Source organism: Pseudomonas sp. BO3-4 (genome assembly GCF_034044115.1).
In the GTDB taxonomy this organism is placed as follows: domain Bacteria; phylum Pseudomonadota; class Gammaproteobacteria; order Pseudomonadales; family Pseudomonadaceae; genus Aquipseudomonas; species Aquipseudomonas alloputida.
This window is the reverse complement of record NZ_CP139018.1, coordinates 5,165,077-5,181,294: the sequence shown is the minus strand read 5'-3', so window position 1 is coordinate 5,181,294 and position 16,218 is coordinate 5,165,077. Positions and strand designations below refer to the sequence as shown.

The 16,218-nt window shown below is 61.8% G+C and carries 12 protein-coding genes; 7 read left to right on the top strand and 5 right to left on the bottom strand.

The window, feature by feature from the left end; genetic code table 11:
• Positions 1-299: 299 nt before the first annotated feature.
• Positions 300-500 (bottom strand): hypothetical protein, encoded by a 201-nt coding sequence (locus REH59_RS23830; protein WP_003251937.1) that lies wholly within the window; start codon positions 498-500, stop codon positions 300-302.
• A 478-nt stretch (positions 501-978) separates the two neighbouring features.
• Between REH59_RS23830 and pcaR the strand changes: the two genes are divergently transcribed.
• The 7 genes from pcaR to pcaC all read left to right on the top strand — a co-directional run bounded on the left by pcaR (position 979) and on the right by pcaC (position 9,093).
• Positions 979-1,854 (top strand): pca regulon transcriptional regulator PcaR, encoded by an 876-nt coding sequence (gene pcaR, locus REH59_RS23825; RefSeq protein WP_003251938.1) that lies wholly within the window; start codon positions 979-981, stop codon positions 1,852-1,854.
• Between the two features lie 320 nt (positions 1,855-2,174).
• Positions 2,175-3,521, top strand: a complete 1,347-nt coding sequence (locus tag REH59_RS23820; RefSeq protein WP_003251942.1) for an MFS transporter — start codon at positions 2,175-2,177, stop codon at positions 3,519-3,521.
• A gap of 321 nt (positions 3,522-3,842) precedes the next feature.
• A complete protein-coding gene (gene pcaF, locus REH59_RS23810) occupies positions 3,843-5,048 on the top strand; it encodes a 3-oxoadipyl-CoA thiolase (protein ID WP_172830960.1) in 1,206 nt (401 codons plus the stop codon).
• 187 nt (positions 5,049-5,235) lie between these two features.
• A complete protein-coding gene (locus REH59_RS23805) occupies positions 5,236-6,525 on the top strand; it encodes an MFS family transporter (protein WP_003251946.1) in 1,290 nt (429 codons plus the stop codon).
• Between the two features lie 9 nt (positions 6,526-6,534).
• Positions 6,535-7,887 (top strand): 3-carboxy-cis,cis-muconate cycloisomerase, encoded by a 1,353-nt coding sequence (locus REH59_RS23800; RefSeq protein WP_003251947.1) that lies wholly within the window; start codon positions 6,535-6,537, stop codon positions 7,885-7,887.
• 11 nt (positions 7,888-7,898) lie between these two features.
• Positions 7,899-8,690, top strand: coding sequence for a 3-oxoadipate enol-lactonase (gene pcaD / locus REH59_RS23795; protein ID WP_014754363.1), 792 nt, complete (start codon positions 7,899-7,901; stop codon positions 8,688-8,690).
• Between the two features lie 10 nt (positions 8,691-8,700).
• Positions 8,701-9,093: a 4-carboxymuconolactone decarboxylase gene (gene pcaC / locus REH59_RS23790; protein WP_003251949.1), complete on the top strand. Its 393-nt coding sequence runs from the start codon at positions 8,701-8,703 to the stop codon at positions 9,091-9,093.
• Between the two features lie 53 nt (positions 9,094-9,146).
• Here pcaC and REH59_RS23785 read toward each other — a convergent pair whose 3' ends face one another.
• From REH59_RS23785 to ttgB, 4 genes are all read right to left on the bottom strand, one after another.
• On the bottom strand, positions 9,147-9,671 hold the full coding sequence (locus tag REH59_RS23785; protein WP_003251951.1) for a DUF962 domain-containing protein: 525 nt from the start codon (positions 9,669-9,671) through the stop codon (positions 9,147-9,149).
• A gap of 243 nt (positions 9,672-9,914) precedes the next feature.
• Positions 9,915-11,171: an OprD family porin gene (locus REH59_RS23780; protein ID WP_014754361.1), complete on the bottom strand. Its 1,257-nt coding sequence runs from the start codon at positions 11,169-11,171 to the stop codon at positions 9,915-9,917.
• Positions 11,172-11,613: 442 nt separating this feature from the next.
• Complete coding sequence (locus REH59_RS23775; protein ID WP_003251955.1) at positions 11,614-13,068, bottom strand: AdeC/AdeK/OprM family multidrug efflux complex outer membrane factor; 1,455 nt, start codon at positions 13,066-13,068, stop codon at positions 11,614-11,616.
• On the bottom strand, positions 13,065-16,217 hold the full coding sequence (gene ttgB / locus REH59_RS23770; protein WP_014754360.1) for a multidrug efflux RND transporter permease subunit TtgB: 3,153 nt from the start codon (positions 16,215-16,217) through the stop codon (positions 13,065-13,067). Before ttgB ends, REH59_RS23775 begins: the two co-directional genes overlap by 4 nt.
• Position 16,218: the final 1 nt, after the last annotated feature.

Here is a 16,218-nt window from a genome sequence, read left to right as displayed (position 1 = left end):
GTCATAGGGGGGCGGGATTATGCCAGAAAACCTTGGCAATCGATGCACCTGCAACAGACAGATGACCGCCTTCATGGTGCAGCCGTGTCGTGCGGAGGGGGGCGATCAAGGCGGTAAATGGCGGTAAAAAATCACAAAATATGGCGAAATAAGGCCGAAATGTGGAGAAATGGCCATTTCTCTAGAATTCAAACGGCCGTATGAAATTTGTGTGATTCCATTTCATCATCGGCCAGACCGTAAAGATCGACCTCGCCCGGGTACACCGGGCGACGACACGCAGAGGGCGCCCTCGAGGCTCAGGGGTTGTCGCTGCGCAATTCTTTTTCGATGCGTTCCAGTTCCTGGCTGAAGGCCTGGTCACGAACGCTGGCACGCTTGCGCCAGGGTTTGCGTTCCGGATCCGGTTGTGCGGCGTAAGTGGTGACTTCGCCACCATAAACATCCTTGTAACGTTCAGCCTGGCGCTCGAGTTCCGCGCGCAGTTCATCTTTCGTCACGTGCAGTACCTGAAATAAGTGTAATGACTGTTGTTATGCATTGTGCAACATGCATTTTGCCTTGCTGGCCGCAACGGCTTGATAAAGCGGAAGGTTCCATGACCACGATAAGCGGAGGGCCTGCGCAATCGATTATAGCAACCGATAATTCGCCGATCATCGTTAATTTACTCAGCCCTGACATCATCTGGCGTAAATAGCAGGATGTGCCCGCCAACAGTTTGGACCTTTCGTACAAGTTAGAAAGGAATGACGGATAGAAGTTCGTTGCAATGTCAGGGCGGGCCGTAATGAAAAACGGCCTCGCCGAAAGGCGAGGCCGTTGCCTGGGGACTTCTACGGTGGGTACCTGACCAGTCTCTCCAAAGAAGCCACAAGTGGCATGAGAAAGGTATAAGCAAAAGTGTCGGCGGTCAATTGCGATTATCGGCCGTTTGTTCGATAATCGCACGAACCGGTGTTTTTTTTGAGGTGTGCGATGAGTGACGAAACCCTGGGCAACGATTCCGGCAATGCAGAGGTGGCGCGACCTGCTTCGGCTGCCATGGCGCCGCCGATCGTGGCTTCCCCGGCCAAGCGCATCCAGGCCTTTACCGGTGACCCGGACTTCATGACCTCGCTGGCACGTGGCCTGGCCGTGATCCAGGCATTCCAGGAGCGCAAGCGCCACCTGACCATCGCCCAGATCAGCCACCGTACTGAAATCCCTCGCGCAGCGGTGCGCCGTTGCCTGCACACGTTGATCAAGCTGGGTTACGCCACCACCGACGGGCGTACCTATTCGCTGCTGCCCAAAGTGCTGACCCTGGGGCATGCTTACCTGTCGTCGACGCCACTGGCAATTTCTGCCCAGCCGTACCTGGATCGCATCAGCGACCAGTTGCATGAGGCGGCCAACATGGCCACCCTCGAAGGCGACGACATCCTTTATATAGCCCGTTCGGCCACGGTCGAGCGGCTGATTTCGGTCGATCTCTCGGTGGGCGGACGCCTGCCGGCCTACTGCACGTCGATGGGGCGTATTCTGCTGGCGGCCATGGACGACACCAGCCTGCGTGAGTATCTGGAACGTGCTGATCTCAAAGCGCGCACCAGCCGCACCCTGAATGATCCCGAATCGTTGTTCGCCTGCATCCAGCAGGTGCGCGCCCAGGGCTGGTGCGTGGTGGACCAGGAACTGGAACAGGGGCTGCGATCGATTGCAGTGCCGGTGTATGACGCTTCGGGGCAGGTGTTGGCTGCCTTGAACGTAAGTACCCATGTTGGGCGGGTGACCCGCAGTGAATTGGAGCAGCGGTTCTTGCCGATTTTACTGGCAGCCAGTCGAGACCTTTGCCATCAGTTGTTTGGTTGAGACCGCAGGGAGCACGTTGCGGCCCCGGATCAGAACAGGCAAAACCGTTTCTTGTGCGATAAACGCACAGTGTCGTGCCGGGTGAATTGCTTCACCCCGGCCCGCTGATTAATGTCTCTCGCAACGGTCGGCTAGCCGACCGAACAAGAAAAACATAAGAGGCACTTACGCATGAATACTGTCACCTCGCTGCTGCGGCCGCACCCGCATGCAGTACCGTTGTATCCAGGCTGACCCAGGCCATATACCCCAATCATCGCCTTTGTACCGGTTATCCGCGTGCAATGGCCTGACTGTGCCCCACATTCTGGATAACAATAATGAATCAAGCGCAAACCAACGTCGGCAAAAGCCTCGACGTTCAGTCGTTCATCAATCAGCAGCCGCTGTCCCGCTATCAGTGGCGAGTCGTGCTGCTGTGCTTTCTGATCGTCTTCCTCGATGGCCTGGACACTGCTGCCATGGGTTTCATCGCCCCGGCACTGTCGCAAGAGTGGGGAATCGACCGCGCCAGCCTTGGGCCGGTCATGAGTGCCGCGTTGATCGGCATGGTGTTCGGCGCCCTGGGCTCCGGGCCGCTGGCTGACCGTTTCGGCCGCAAAGGCGTGCTGGTGGGGGCGGTGCTGGTATTTGGTGGTTTCAGCCTGGCCTCGGCCTATGCCACCAACGTCGACCAGTTGCTGGTACTGCGCTTCCTGACTGGCCTGGGCCTGGGTGCAGGCATGCCCAACGCTACCACGCTGTTGTCCGAATACACCCCGGAGCGCCTCAAGTCGCTGCTGGTGACCAGCATGTTCTGTGGCTTCAACCTGGGCATGGCGGGTGGTGGCTTCATTTCCGCCAAGATGATCCCGGCCTACGGCTGGCACAGCCTGCTGGTCATCGGTGGCGTGCTGCCGTTGCTGCTGGCGCTGGTGCTGATGGTCTGGCTGCCGGAGTCGGCGCGGTTCCTGGTGGTGCGCAACCGCGGCACCGACAAGGTGCGCAAGACCTTGTCGCCAATCGCCCCGCAAGTGGTGGCCGAGGCAGGCAGTTTCAGTGTGCCTGAGCAAAAGGCGGTGGCTGCGCGCAACGTGTTCGCGGTGATCTTCTCTGGCACCTATGGCTTGGGCACCGTGTTGCTGTGGCTGACCTATTTCATGGGCCTGGTGATCGTCTACCTTCTGACCAGCTGGCTGCCAACCCTGATGCGTGACAGCGGCGCGAGCATGGAGCAGGCGGCGTTCATCGGCGCGCTGTTCCAGTTTGGCGGAGTGCTGAGTGCAGTCGGCGTGGGTTGGGCCATGGACCGTTTCAACCCGCACAAGGTGATTGGCATTTTCTATCTGCTGGCCGGGGTGTTCGCCTACGCAGTGGGGCAGAGCCTGGGCAACATCACCGTGCTAGCTACGCTGGTACTCGTTGCCGGTATGTGTGTGAACGGTGCGCAGTCGGCAATGCCATCGCTGGCGGCGCGCTTCTATCCCACTCAGGGCCGTGCCACAGGTGTATCGTGGATGCTGGGTATTGGCCGCTTTGGTGCGATTCTTGGGGCCTGGAGTGGTGCAACGCTGCTGGGCCTGGGCTGGACTTTCGAGCAGGTGCTGACGGCGTTGCTGGTGCCGGCAGCGCTGGCGACTGTGGGTGTGGTCGTCAAAGGGCTGGTCAGCCACGCCGACGCAACCTGAGGGCGAGGGCCGCGTTACGGCCCATTCGCAGCACAACGCCGCGTCGACTGGTGCGGCATTGTGCTGCGATCAGGGCGCACAGCTGCCCTGGTGGGCGTGGGCAGTTGCGCAACAAATGGTTCGTTAATCGCACAAATAGTCGATTATCGGATTGTAAGGTGCCCACCAGTCTCCTTAATCTGGGTTCATCGAAGCACCCTGACCAGGAGCCTCCAAATGCCACGCGCAGACCATTTCCACACCCACCCCAATCGAGCCGTCCGCCATGCGTGACCTCGACGCCCGTACCGCCGCTGAGCATGGCCAGCTGGCAGGAGAAGCCTGATGCACGACGTATTCATCTGTGACGCCATCCGTACCCCGATCGGCCGCTTTGGCGGCGCCCTGGCCAGCGTGCGGGCCGACGACCTGGCAGCCGTGCCGCTGAAGGCGCTGATCGAGCGCAACCCTGGCGTGCAGTGGGACCAGGTAGACGAAGTGTTCTTCGGCTGCGCCAACCAGGCCGGTGAAGACAACCGCAACGTGGCCCGTATGGCACTGCTGCTGGCCGGCCTGCCGGAAAGCATCCCGGGCGTCACCTTGAACCGCCTGTGCGCGTCGGGTATGGATGCCATCGGCACCGCGTTCCGCGCCATCGCCAGCGGCGAGATGGAACTGGTGATTGCCGGTGGCGTCGAGTCGATGTCGCGCGCCCCGTTCGTCATGGGCAAGGCTGAAAGCGCCTATTCGCGCAACATGAAGCTGGAAGACACCACCATTGGCTGGCGTTTCATCAACCCGCTGATGAAGAGCCAGTACGGTGTGGATTCCATGCCGGAAACCGCCGACAACGTGGCTGACGACTATCAGGTTTCGCGTGCCGACCAGGACGCTTTCGCCCTGCGCAGCCAGCAGAAGGCTGCCGCTGCACAGGCTGCCGGCTTCTTTGCCGAAGAAATTGTGCCGGTGCGTATCGCTCACAAGAAGGGCGAAATCATCGTCGAACGTGACGAACACCTGCGCCCGGAAACCACGCTGGAGGCGCTGACCAAGCTCAAACCGGTCAACGGCCCGGACAAGACGGTCACCGCCGGCAACGCCTCGGGCGTTAACGACGGTGCTGCAGCGATGATCCTGGCCTCGGCCGCAGCGGTGAAGAAACACGGCCTGACCCCGCGTGCCCGCGTTCTGGGCATGGCCAGCGGCGGCGTTGCTCCACGTGTCATGGGCATTGGCCCGGTGCCGGCGGTGCGCAAGCTGACCGAGCGTCTGGGGGTTGCGGTAAGCGATTTCGACGTGATCGAGCTTAACGAAGCGTTTGCCAGTCAAGGCCTGGCGGTGCTGCGTGAGCTGGGTGTCGCTGACGATGCACCACAAGTAAACCCTAATGGTGGCGCCATTGCCCTGGGCCATCCGCTGGGCATGAGCGGTGCACGCCTGGTGCTGACTGCGCTGCACCAACTGGAGAAGAGTGGTGGGCGTAAAGGCCTGGCGACCATGTGTGTGGGCGTTGGCCAAGGTCTGGCACTGGCCATCGAGCGGGTTTGACCTGTACCGGCCGCTTCGCGGGCAAGCCCGCTCTTACAGGGATCCACGCAATCACCTGTGGGGGCGGGCTTGCCCGCGAAGAGGTCTGTCCTGTGAGACACAAGGCCAATTGCCAGGCAGATAGCGGAACGAGTGTGTTACTAGGTATGTCTAGACTTACCTAGGACCCTCCAGGAGTGAAACCCTCATGACCTCAACCTATTACACCGGCGAAGAACGCAGCAAGCGCATCTTCGCTATTGTCGGTGCCTCGTCAGGCAACCTGGTGGAATGGTTCGACTTCTACGTCTACGCCTTCTGCGCGATCTACTTTGCCCCGGCCTTCTTCCCCTCCGACGACCCCACCGTGCAGTTGCTGAACACGGCAGGTGTATTCGCCGCAGGCTTCCTGATGCGCCCCATTGGTGGCTGGATCTTCGGCCGCCTCGCCGACCGCCACGGTCGCAAGAACTCCCTGATGATCTCGGTGCTGATGATGTGCTTCGGCTCCCTGATGATCGCCTGCCTGCCCACCTATGCCAGCATCGGCACCTGGGCCCCGGCGCTGCTATTGCTGGCCCGCCTGATCCAGGGGCTGTCGGTAGGGGGCGAATACGGCACCACGGCCACCTACATGAGTGAAGTGGCACTGCGTGGGCAGCGCGGCTTCTTTGCTTCGTTCCAGTACGTCACCCTGATCGGCGGCCAGTTGCTGGCGGTATTGGTCGTGGTGATCCTGCAACAGCTGCTGACTGAAGATGAACTGCGGGCCTGGGGCTGGCGCATTCCCTTCGTGGTGGGGGCCATCGCCGCCCTGATCTCGCTGATGTTGCGCCGTTCGCTGCACGAGACCAGTAGCGCCGAAGCCCGCAATGACAAGGATGCAGGTTCTATCGCAGGCCTGTTCCGCAATCACGCAGCGGCGTTCATCACGGTACTGGGCTACACCGCGGGTGGCTCGCTGATTTTCTATACTTTCACCACCTACATGCAGAAGTACCTGGTCAACACCGCGGGCATGACAGCCAAGAACGCCAGCTACGTGATGACCGGGGCGTTGTTCCTGTTCATGGTGTTGCAGCCGTTCTTCGGCATGCTGTCCGACCGTATCGGTCGGCGCAATTCGATGCTGCTGTTCGGCGGCCTCGGTACCCTGTGCACCGTGCCGCTGCTGATGGCACTGAAAACCGTGACCAGCCCGTTCATGGCCTTCGTGCTGATCAGCCTGGCCCTGTGTATCGTCAGTTTCTACACCTCGATCAGCGGTCTGGTGAAGGCTGAGATGTTCCCGCCGCAGGTGCGTGCACTGGGTGTTGGCCTGGCCTATGCGGTGGCGAACGCAGCATTCGGCGGTTCGGCCGAGTATGTGGCCCTGGGCCTGAAGACCCTGGGGATGGAAAACACTTTCTATTGGTACGTCACGGCGATGATGGCGATTGCCTTCCTGTTCAGCCTGCGCCTGCCGAAGCAGGCGGCGTACCTGCACCATGATGACTAAGGACGCTGCATGAGCAACCAACTGTTCGACGCCTATTTCACCGCGCCGGCCATGCGCGAGATTTTCTCCGACCGTGGCCGCCTGCAGGGCATGCTGGATTTCGAAGCAGCGCTTGCCCGTGCCGAAGCCTCTGCCGGTTTGGTCCCGCACAGCGCGGTAGCAGCCATCGAGGCGGCATGCCAGGCCGAGCGCTATGACGTTGGTGCGTTGGCCAATGCCATTGCCACCGCCGGCAACTCGGCCATTCCGTTGGTGAAAGCGTTGGGCAAGGTGATCGCCACTGGCGTACCTGAGGCTGAGCGCTATGTGCACCTTGGGGCCACCAGTCAGGATGCGATGGACACGGGTCTGGTTCTGCAGCTGCGCGATGCCCTCGATTTGATCGAGGCCGACCTCGGCAAGCTGGCCGATACCCTGTCGCAGCAGGCCTTGAAGCACGCCGATACGCCATTGGTGGGTCGTACCTGGTTGCAACACGCCACTCCGGTGACCCTGGGCATGAAACTGGCCGGTGTACTGGGGGCTTTGACCCGCCACCGTCAGCGCCTGCAGGAACTGCGCCCGCGCCTGCTGGTCCTGCAGTTCGGCGGTGCCTCGGGCAGCCTGGCGGCCCTGGGCAGCAAGGCAATGCCGGTGGCCGAAGCGCTGGCCGAACAGCTCAAGCTGTCCCTGCCCGAGCAGCCCTGGCACACCCAACGCGACCGCCTGGTGGAGTTTGCCTCGGTGCTGGGCCTGGTTGCCGGCAGCCTGGGCAAGTTTGGCCGTGATATCAGCTTGCTGATGCAAACCGAGGCGGGGGAGGTATTTGAGCCTTCTGCGCCGGGCAAGGGTGGTTCTTCGACCATGCCACACAAGCGCAACCCGGTGGGTGCCGCCGTGTTGATCGGTGCCGCAACCCGCGTGCCGGGCCTGCTGTCGACGCTGTTTGCAGCCATGCCTCAGGAGCACGAACGCAGCCTGGGCCTATGGCATGCCGAGTGGGAAACCCTGCCGGACATCTGCTGCCTGGTCTCGGGTGCCCTGCGCCAGGCTCAAGTGATTGCCGAGGGCATGGAGGTGGATGCCGCACGCATGCGCCGTAACCTCGACCTGACACAAGGCCTGGTGCTGGCTGAGGCGGTTAGCATCGTCCTCGCCCAGCGTCTGGGTCGCGACCGTGCCCACCACCTGCTGGAACAATGCTGCCAGCGCGCGGTGGCCGAACAGCGGCACCTGCGTGCCGTGCTGGGTGACGAGCCGCAGGTCAGCGCCGAGCTGTCTGGCGAAGAACTCGATCGCCTGCTCGACCCTGCCCATTACCTGGGCCAGGCCCGCGTCTGGGTGGCGCGCGCCGTGTCCGAACATCAACGTTTTACTGCCTGAAGGAGACCGCTGTGGCGCACTTGCAACTGGCCGATGGCGTTTTGAATTACCAGATCGATGGCCCGGATGACGCCCCGGTGCTGGTCCTGTCCAACTCGCTGGGTACCGACCTGGGCATGTGGGACACCCAGATTCCGCTCTGGAGCCAGCACTTCCGGGTGCTGCGCTATGACACCCGTGGTCACGGCGCATCGCTGGTCACTGAGGGCCCTTACAGCATCGAACAGCTGGGCCGCGACGTGCTGGCCCTGCTCGATGGCCTGGACATTCAAAAGGCTCACTTCGTCGGCCTGTCGATGGGAGGCCTGATCGGCCAGTGGCTGGGTATCCATGCAGGTGAGCGCCTGCACAGCCTGACCCTGTGCAACACGGCCGCCAAGATCGCCAACGACGAGGTGTGGAACACCCGTATCGACACGGTACTCAAAGGCGGCCAGCAGGCCATGGTCGACCTGCGCGATGCCTCTATCGCCCGCTGGTTCACCCCGGGCTTTGCCCAGGCGCAGGCGGAGCAGGCCCAGCGTATCTGCCAGATGCTGGCGCAAACCAGCCCGCAAGGCTACGCAGGCAACTGTGCAGCAGTACGTGACGCTGATTATCGTGAGCAACTGGGCCGTATCCAGGTGCCCGCGCTGATCGTTGCCGGTACGGAAGACGTGGTTACCACCCCTGAGCATGGCCGCTTCATGCAGGCCGGTATCCAAGGTGCCGAGTACGTCGACTTCCCGGCGGCGCACCTGTCCAATGTCGAGATTGGCGAGGCCTTCAGCCGCCGCGTGCTCGATTTCCTGCTGGCTCACTGAGGACAACGCCATGGACGAGAAACAACGTTACGACGCTGGCATGCAAGTGCGCCGCGCAGTGCTGGGTGATGCCCACGTGGACCGCAGCCTGGAGAAGCTTAACGACTTCAATGGCGAGTTCCAGGAAATGATCACCCGCCACGCCTGGGGTGACATCTGGACCCGCCCGGGGTTGCCGCGCCATACCCGCAGCCTGATCACCATCGCCATGCTGATTGGCATGAACCGCAACGACGAGCTGAAGCTGCACCTGCGTGCGGCGGCCAACAATGGTGTGACCCGTGACGAGATCAAGGAAGTGCTGATGCAGAGCGCGATCTACTGCGGCATTCCGGCGGCCAATGCCACGTTCCACATGGCTGAGTCGGTGTGGGATGAACTTGGCGTAGAGTCGCGCCAGTAAACCGTGTTCGCGGGCAAGCCCCCTGCAACAGGGCGCTTGCCCGCGAATGGCCTTTACACCGATGCCTTTTTTTGCCGCATGGCAATCGGGCCGGCGTTGGTTTCCACGGCGCGCTTCAGGGTCGGGCACAGGCCCAGCATGAACGCAGCTTCCGCCACCACGAACAGCGGCCCGATGATCAGGCCACTCACGTCGTCAACAAATGCCGGTTTGCGGCCTTCGTAGTAATGGCCGATGAACTGGATGATCCAGCCCACCACGAACGCTCCCAGCCCGGCGCCGAGCCATAGCGTTGTCGACTGTACTGCCAGCGCCTCACCGACCCACAGGCACAGGCCCAGCAACAGCCCCATCACCAGCCCGAAGCGCAGGTCCAGGCGCAAGTAGAACCACACAGACGCCGCCGCTGCCACCAGGGCAGGGGACAGCCACATGCCAGCTATCTCCCAGCCTGGGCGTGAAAGCAGGATGGTGACTGCCAGCACGATCATGGGGATGCCGACGAAGTGGGTGGCGATATTGCGCGGATCGCGGTGGTAGTTGGCGTATTGGCTCAGGTGGTCGACGAGGGTTTTCATTGTTGTGCCTCCCTGTTCTGCTTTGTTTCACCTGTACCTGATAGTGATCAGGATAGCCTGCAGTCACCACCATCATCAGCTCAGCGAATGGCGGCAGCGTGCACTGGCAAATTCATGGCAGGGATTTCATCAAGCTGTTGCAAATCATGCCTTCAAAAAAGGGGCATGGATTTTTATGGCTTCAGGTCATTTGAGGAGGCGTCTGGCCTCCTCGCGGGTTTATCCGCGAAGAGGCCATTTGATTCACAGAAGATTCAGCGGATAACTCACGATCAAGCGGTTCTCATCGAACGCGTTGGTGCTGAAGTCGCGACGCATGGTCGAGTTGCGCCATTTCACCGACAGGTCCTTGAAGCTGCCCGACTGCACGACATAGGCCAGCTCTGTTTCCCGTGCCCATTCCTTGCCATCGTCCACGCTGCCCACGGTGACGTTGTCACCCTTGATATAGCGGTTCATCAGGGTCAGGCCGGGTACGCCGACGGTGGCGAAGTTGAAGTCATGGCGAACCTGCCAGGAACGCTCCTTGGCATTGTCGAAGCTTGAATTGTAGCTGTCGTTGGCCAGGGTACCGCCACTGGTGCCATTGACCCGCATCCAGGCATCGTCGCCGCTGACCTTCTGCAGGCCAACGTAAAAGGTGTGGCCTTGGTAGCGCGCCGAAAGCAAGGCGGAGGCGGTGCGGTTGTCCAGCTTGCCGGCCCGTTCGGCGCCATCTTCCTTGCCAATGAAATAGCCCAGGTTGGCGCCCAGCGTCCAGTCGCCCAGCGGCTGGCTGTGCGTCAGGTTGAGGTATTGCTGGCGGTAGATGTCCTTGAGCTGGGCATCCCACAGGCCGATCATGGTGCGCTTGTCGTTGAAGGTGTACTCACCGCCGCCGAAGTTGAAACGGTCGGAGGTGAAGGCGGCTTTGCCGTTGAGCGACATGTCTTCCATGCTGGCATCGTTGCGCGGGCTGTTGCCGCGGAACTGGCCGGCGTACAGGGTCAGGCCGGCGATTTCCTTGGAGGTCAGCTGGCCACCGCGGAAGGTTTGCGGCAGTGAGCGGCCATCGTCCGAACGCAGGATTGGCAGTACCGGCATCCATTCACCGACTTTCAGCTCGGTTTCGGACAGCTTGGCCTTCAGTGCCACACCCAGCCGACCAAAATCATCGGCCGGGCGGCCGTCGCCATGCACGGGCAGCAGGTGAGTGTTGGTGGTGCCTTTGCCACCGTCGAGCTTGACCGAGTACAGGCCCAGTACGTCCACGCCGAAACCGACCGTGCCCTGGGTGAAACCGGAACGGGCATCGAGGATGAAGCTTTGTGTCCATTCCTCGGCCTTGCCCTGTGGGTGGGCCGGGTCGACGAAGTTGCGGTTGATGTAGAAGTTGCGCAGGTTGAGGGTGGCCTTGGCGTCCTCGATGAAACCACCTTCGTTGGCGGCGAATGCGGGGAGGGCGCAGGACATGGCCAACAGGCCAGGCAGCAGCTGACGTGCGGGTAGCGAAATGCTCATCTGTCGTGGATCTCTTGTTTTTATGGTCGAGCCGGTGCACTGCAGGATCGGGCCTGCAGGTGCGGGTGTTTTTGATGAACTTGGGTAACGTTGCGTGGGGGGATGGTGCGGGGTAGTGCGGGGGTGAGGCAATTCGCCGCAAACGGAACGGGGCGATAATCGAACGGAATGTTCCGGTTGGTTAATAACTCTCCTGGGGCGGCCTCTTCGCGGGTAAACCCGCTCCTACAACGGCTTTCGCCCAACCACCGTATGTGTCCGCCACACGATCCGTGTAGGAGCGGGTTCACCCGCGAATACGGTGGTGGCTGTGACGGTGAATCGCCAGGGATACTGGCCAGCAGGCCCGGCCCTTGCGCGGGCTTGTCCGCAAAAAGGCCGGCACAGGCAGTAAAAAAGCAAAGCCCACCGCTAAGGGTGGGCTTTGCTGTAACAAGGCCGATCAGCCTTTCGGTGTTTCCACCGATGCCTGCTGGTTGGCCTGCCCGGTCTGCTCGTACCAGCCACCGCCAAGCGCCTTGTACAGGTTGACCTCGCTGGTCAGCTGCGACAGGCGGTCGCCGATCAGCGCTTGCTGGGCACTGAACAGGTTGCGTTGGGCATCGAGGAAGGTCAGGTTGCTGTCAATCCCGATGCGGTAACGGCGTTCGGCCAAGCGGTAGTAGTCCTGGTTCGCCTGCACCAGGTCGCGCTGGGCCTGCAACTGCTCTTCGAAGGTCTTGCGTGCCGCCAGGCCATCGGAGACTTCCTGGAAGGCCGTCTGGATGGTTTTTTCGTACTTGGCGACGTTGATGTCCTTCTGGATTTTCGAGTAGTCCAGGCTGGCTTTCAGGCTACCGGCGTTGAAGATCGGCAGGTTGATCTGCGGCTGGAACAGCCAGGTGCCCTGGCCGCCCGCGAACAGGTGGCCCATGTCGGGGCTCAGGCTGCCGGCGTTCGCGGTCAGGCTGATGCTCGGGAAGAACGCTGCGCGGGCTGCACCAATGTTGGCGTTGGCAGCCTTGAGCAGGTGCTCGGCTTCCTGAATGTCCGGGCGACGCTGAAGGATATCCGATGGCAGGCCGGCCGGTACTTCGGCCAGTTGGTCGGCATCAAGCTCCAGCGGCTTGGCCAGGTCGGCAGGAATGCCGGTGCCCAGCAGCACGGTCAGGCTGTTGACGTCCTGGGCGACCAGGCGCTGGTACTGCGAGTACTTGACCCTGGCGCCTTCCACGGCGGTACGCGCCTGGCTGACGTCCAAGGCCGACGCCACGCCGACCTCGTTGCTGCGACGGGTGAGGTTGTAGCTTTCCTCGTAGGTCTTCAGCGTTTCTTCGGTCAGCTTGAACAGGGCCTGGTCGGCCTGCCAGGTGTAGTAGGCGTTGGCCACGCTGGCGACCAGGGCGATTTGCGTGGAACGACGCGCCTGCTCGCTGGAGAGGTAGGTTTCCAGGGCCTGCTCGGTCAGGCTGCGCACGCGGCCGAACAGGTCCAGCTCGTAGGCGCTGACGCCCAAGGTGGCCGAGTACTGGCTGGTGATGCCAGATTCGCCTGTTTGCGACATGTTCGCCGGGACACGCTGGCGGCTGCCGCTGCCGGTGGCCGAAACCGCCGGGAACAGGTCGGCGCGCTGAATGCGGTATTGCGCACGGTAGGCGTCGAGGTTCAACGCCGCGACGCGCAGGTCGCGGTTATTGACCAGCGAGGTCTGGATCAGCTGTTGCAGCGCCGGGTCGTGGAAGAACTGGCGCCAGCCCTGTTCAGCAGCGGCAACATCCGCCGATTGCGTCGGCGAGTATGCAGGGCCTTGCGGCCACTGTGCAGCCACCGGCGCCTCTGGGGTCTGGTAGTCAGGGATCAGCGAGCAGCCGCCAAGAATGAAAGCGGTTACCGCCAGGGACAACAAAGACTTGGTCATTGCCCAGCCTCATAACGTGGATTTTCAGGGGTGACGTCTTTTTCCGGCTCTTTGCTGCCGAACAGCGACGACACTGCGACGAAGAACAGTGGTACCCAGAAGATAGCCAGCACGGTCGCACTGATCATACCGCCGATCACGCCAGTACCGATGGCGTGCTGGCTGCCGGCGCCGGCGCCGCTGGCGATGGTCAACGGCACCACGCCCAGGATGAACGCCAGCGAGGTCATGATGATCGGGCGCAGACGCATGCGGCACGCTTCGATCGCTGCGTCGTACAGGCTACGGCCTTGTTCGTGCAGCTCCTTGGCGAATTCCACGATCAAAATGGCGTTTTTCGCCGCAAGACCGATGGTGGTCAACAGGCCAACCAGGAAGTACACGTCGTTGGACAGGCCGCGCAGGCTGGTGGCGATCAGCGCACCGATGATACCCAGCGGTACCACCAGCACCACAGCGATCGGAATCGACCAGCTTTCGTACAGGGCCGCCAGGCACAGGAACACGAACAGCACCGAGAGGGCGAACAGCGCCGGCATCTGCGAGCCGGAGAGTTTTTCCTCGTAGGACATGCCGGTCCAGGAGAAGCCGATACCGCTCGGCAGCTCGCCTGCAATGCGCTCGACCTCGGCCATGGCTTCACCGGTACTGTAACCAGGCGCCGGTGCACCGAGGATTTCCATCGCTTCGACACCGTTGTAACGCGACAGCTTCGGCGAACCGTAGGTCCATTCGCCTTTGGCGAAGGAGGAGAACGGCACCATCTCGCCTGCGCCGTTGCGCACGTACCATTTTTGCAGGTCTTCCGGGCTCATCCGCGCGCTGGGTTCGCCCTGGATGTACACCTTCTTGACCCGGCCACGGTCGATGAAGTCGTTGACGTAGCTGGCACCCAAGGCAATCGACAGGGTGTTGTTGATGTCGGCAATGGTCACGCCCAAGGCGCTGGCACGTTCGTCATCAATGGTCAGTTGGTACTGCGGTTCATCGTTCAGGCCGTTCGGGCGCACGGCGCTGAGGATCTTGCTCTGCGCAGCTTTGGCCAGGAACTGGTTGCGTGCCTCCATCAACTTCGCGTGGCCGACACCGCCGCGGTCCTGAAGGAACACGTCGAAGCCGGTGGCGTTACCCAGTTCAAGCACCGCTGGCGGGGCGAAGGCGAACACCATCGCATCACGGAAGGTGAAGAAGTGCTGCTGGGCGCGCTGGGCCAGGGCGAACACGCTGTTCTCCTTCGAGCGTTCATCCCAGGGTTTGAGCATGATGAAGGCCATGCCTGAGCTCTGGCCGCGGCCTGCGAAGTTGAAACCGTTGACCGTGAACACCGACGATACGGTATCGGCTTCGTCCTTGAGCAGGTATTCACGCATCTGGTCGACCACGACCTGCGTGCGCTCGGCACTGGAACCGGCCGGGGTCTGCACCTGAGCGAACAGTACGCCCTGGTCTTCTTCTGGCAGGAACGCGGTAGGGATGCGGGCGAACAGCCAGATCATGCCGACCACGATCAGCGCATAGGCCAGCAGGAATGGCACCTTGTTGCGCAGGATGGTGCCTACGCTACGCTCGTAGCCGTTGACGCTGCGGTCGAAGTTGCGGTTGAACCAGCCGAAGAAGCCGCCTTTGGCGGTGTGGTGCTCGCCCTTCTTCAGCGGTTTGAGCATGGTCGCGCAGAGCGCCGGGGTGAAGATAAGCGCAACCAGCACCGACAGGCCCATGGCCGAGACGATGGTGATGGAGAACTGCCGGTAGATCACACCCGTGGAGCCGCCAAAGAACGCCATGGGCAGCAGTACGGCCGAGAGCACCAGGGCGATACCCACCAGGGCGCCCTGGATCTGTTCCATCGAGCGCTTGGTCGCTTCCTTGGGCGGCAAGCCTTCTTCGGACATGACCCGCTCGACGTTCTCCACCACGACGATGGCGTCGTCCACCAGCAAGCCGATGGCCAGGACCATGGCGAACATGGTCAGGGTGTTGATGCTGAAGCCCGCGGCGGCAAGGATACCGAAGGTACCCAGCAATACGACCGGCACGGTCATGGTGGTGATGATGGTGGCGCGGAAGTTCTGCAGGAACAGGTACATCACCAGGAACACCAGCACCACGGCTTCGATCAGGGTGTGGATCACGCCGCTGATCGATTCGGTGACCACGGGGGTGGTGTCATACGGGAATACCGCCTTGACCCCCGGCGGGAAGAACGGTTCCAGGCCTTTGATGGTCTCGCGCAGTGCCTTGGCGGTGTCCAGGGCGTTGGCGCCGGTTGCCAGTTTTACCGCCAGGCCGGAAGCCGGCTTGCCGTTGAACTGGGCGCTGACGGCGTAGTTTTCACCCCCCAGGCCTACTTGGGCGACGTCACCCAGGCGCACCTGTGAACCGTCTTTGTTGACCTTGAGCAGAATGCTCTCGAACTGCTCGGCGGTTTGCAGGCGGGTCTTGCCGATGATGGTGGCGTTCAGCTGGGTGCCCGGCAGGGCTGGCAGGCCGCCGAGCTGGCCGGAAGACACCTGCACGTTCTGTGCGGCCACAGCGGTCTTGACGTCGACCGGGGTCAGCTGGAACTTGTTCAGCTTGGCCGGATCGAGCCAGATACGCATGGCGTACTGCGCACCGAACACCTGGAAGTCACCCACACCGGCGGTACGCGAGATCGGGTCCTGCATGTTCGAGACGATGTAGTTGGCCAGGTCGTCCTTGGTCATGCTGCCGTCTTCGGAGACCAGACCAATCACCAGCAGGAAGTTCTTCACTGCTTTGGTGACGCGGATACCTTGCTGCTGCACTTCCTGCGGCAGCAGCGGGGTGGCCAGGTTCAGCTTGTTCTGTACCTGTACCTGCGCGGTGTCGGGGTTGGTGCCCTGTTCGAAGGTGGCGGTAATGGTCATGCTGCCGTCGGAGTTACTTTCCGACGACACATAACGCAGGTTGTCGATACCGTTGAGCTGCTGCTCGATCACCTGCACCACGGTGTCCTGCACGGTTTGCGCCGAGGCGCCCGGGTAGGTCACGGCGATGGCGATGGCCGGCGGCGCGATACTGGGGTACTGGTTGATCGGCAGCTTCAGGATAGACAAGGCCCCGACCAGCATGATCACCAAGGCGATCACCCAGGCGAAGATCGGGCGATCGATAAAGAACTTCGACATG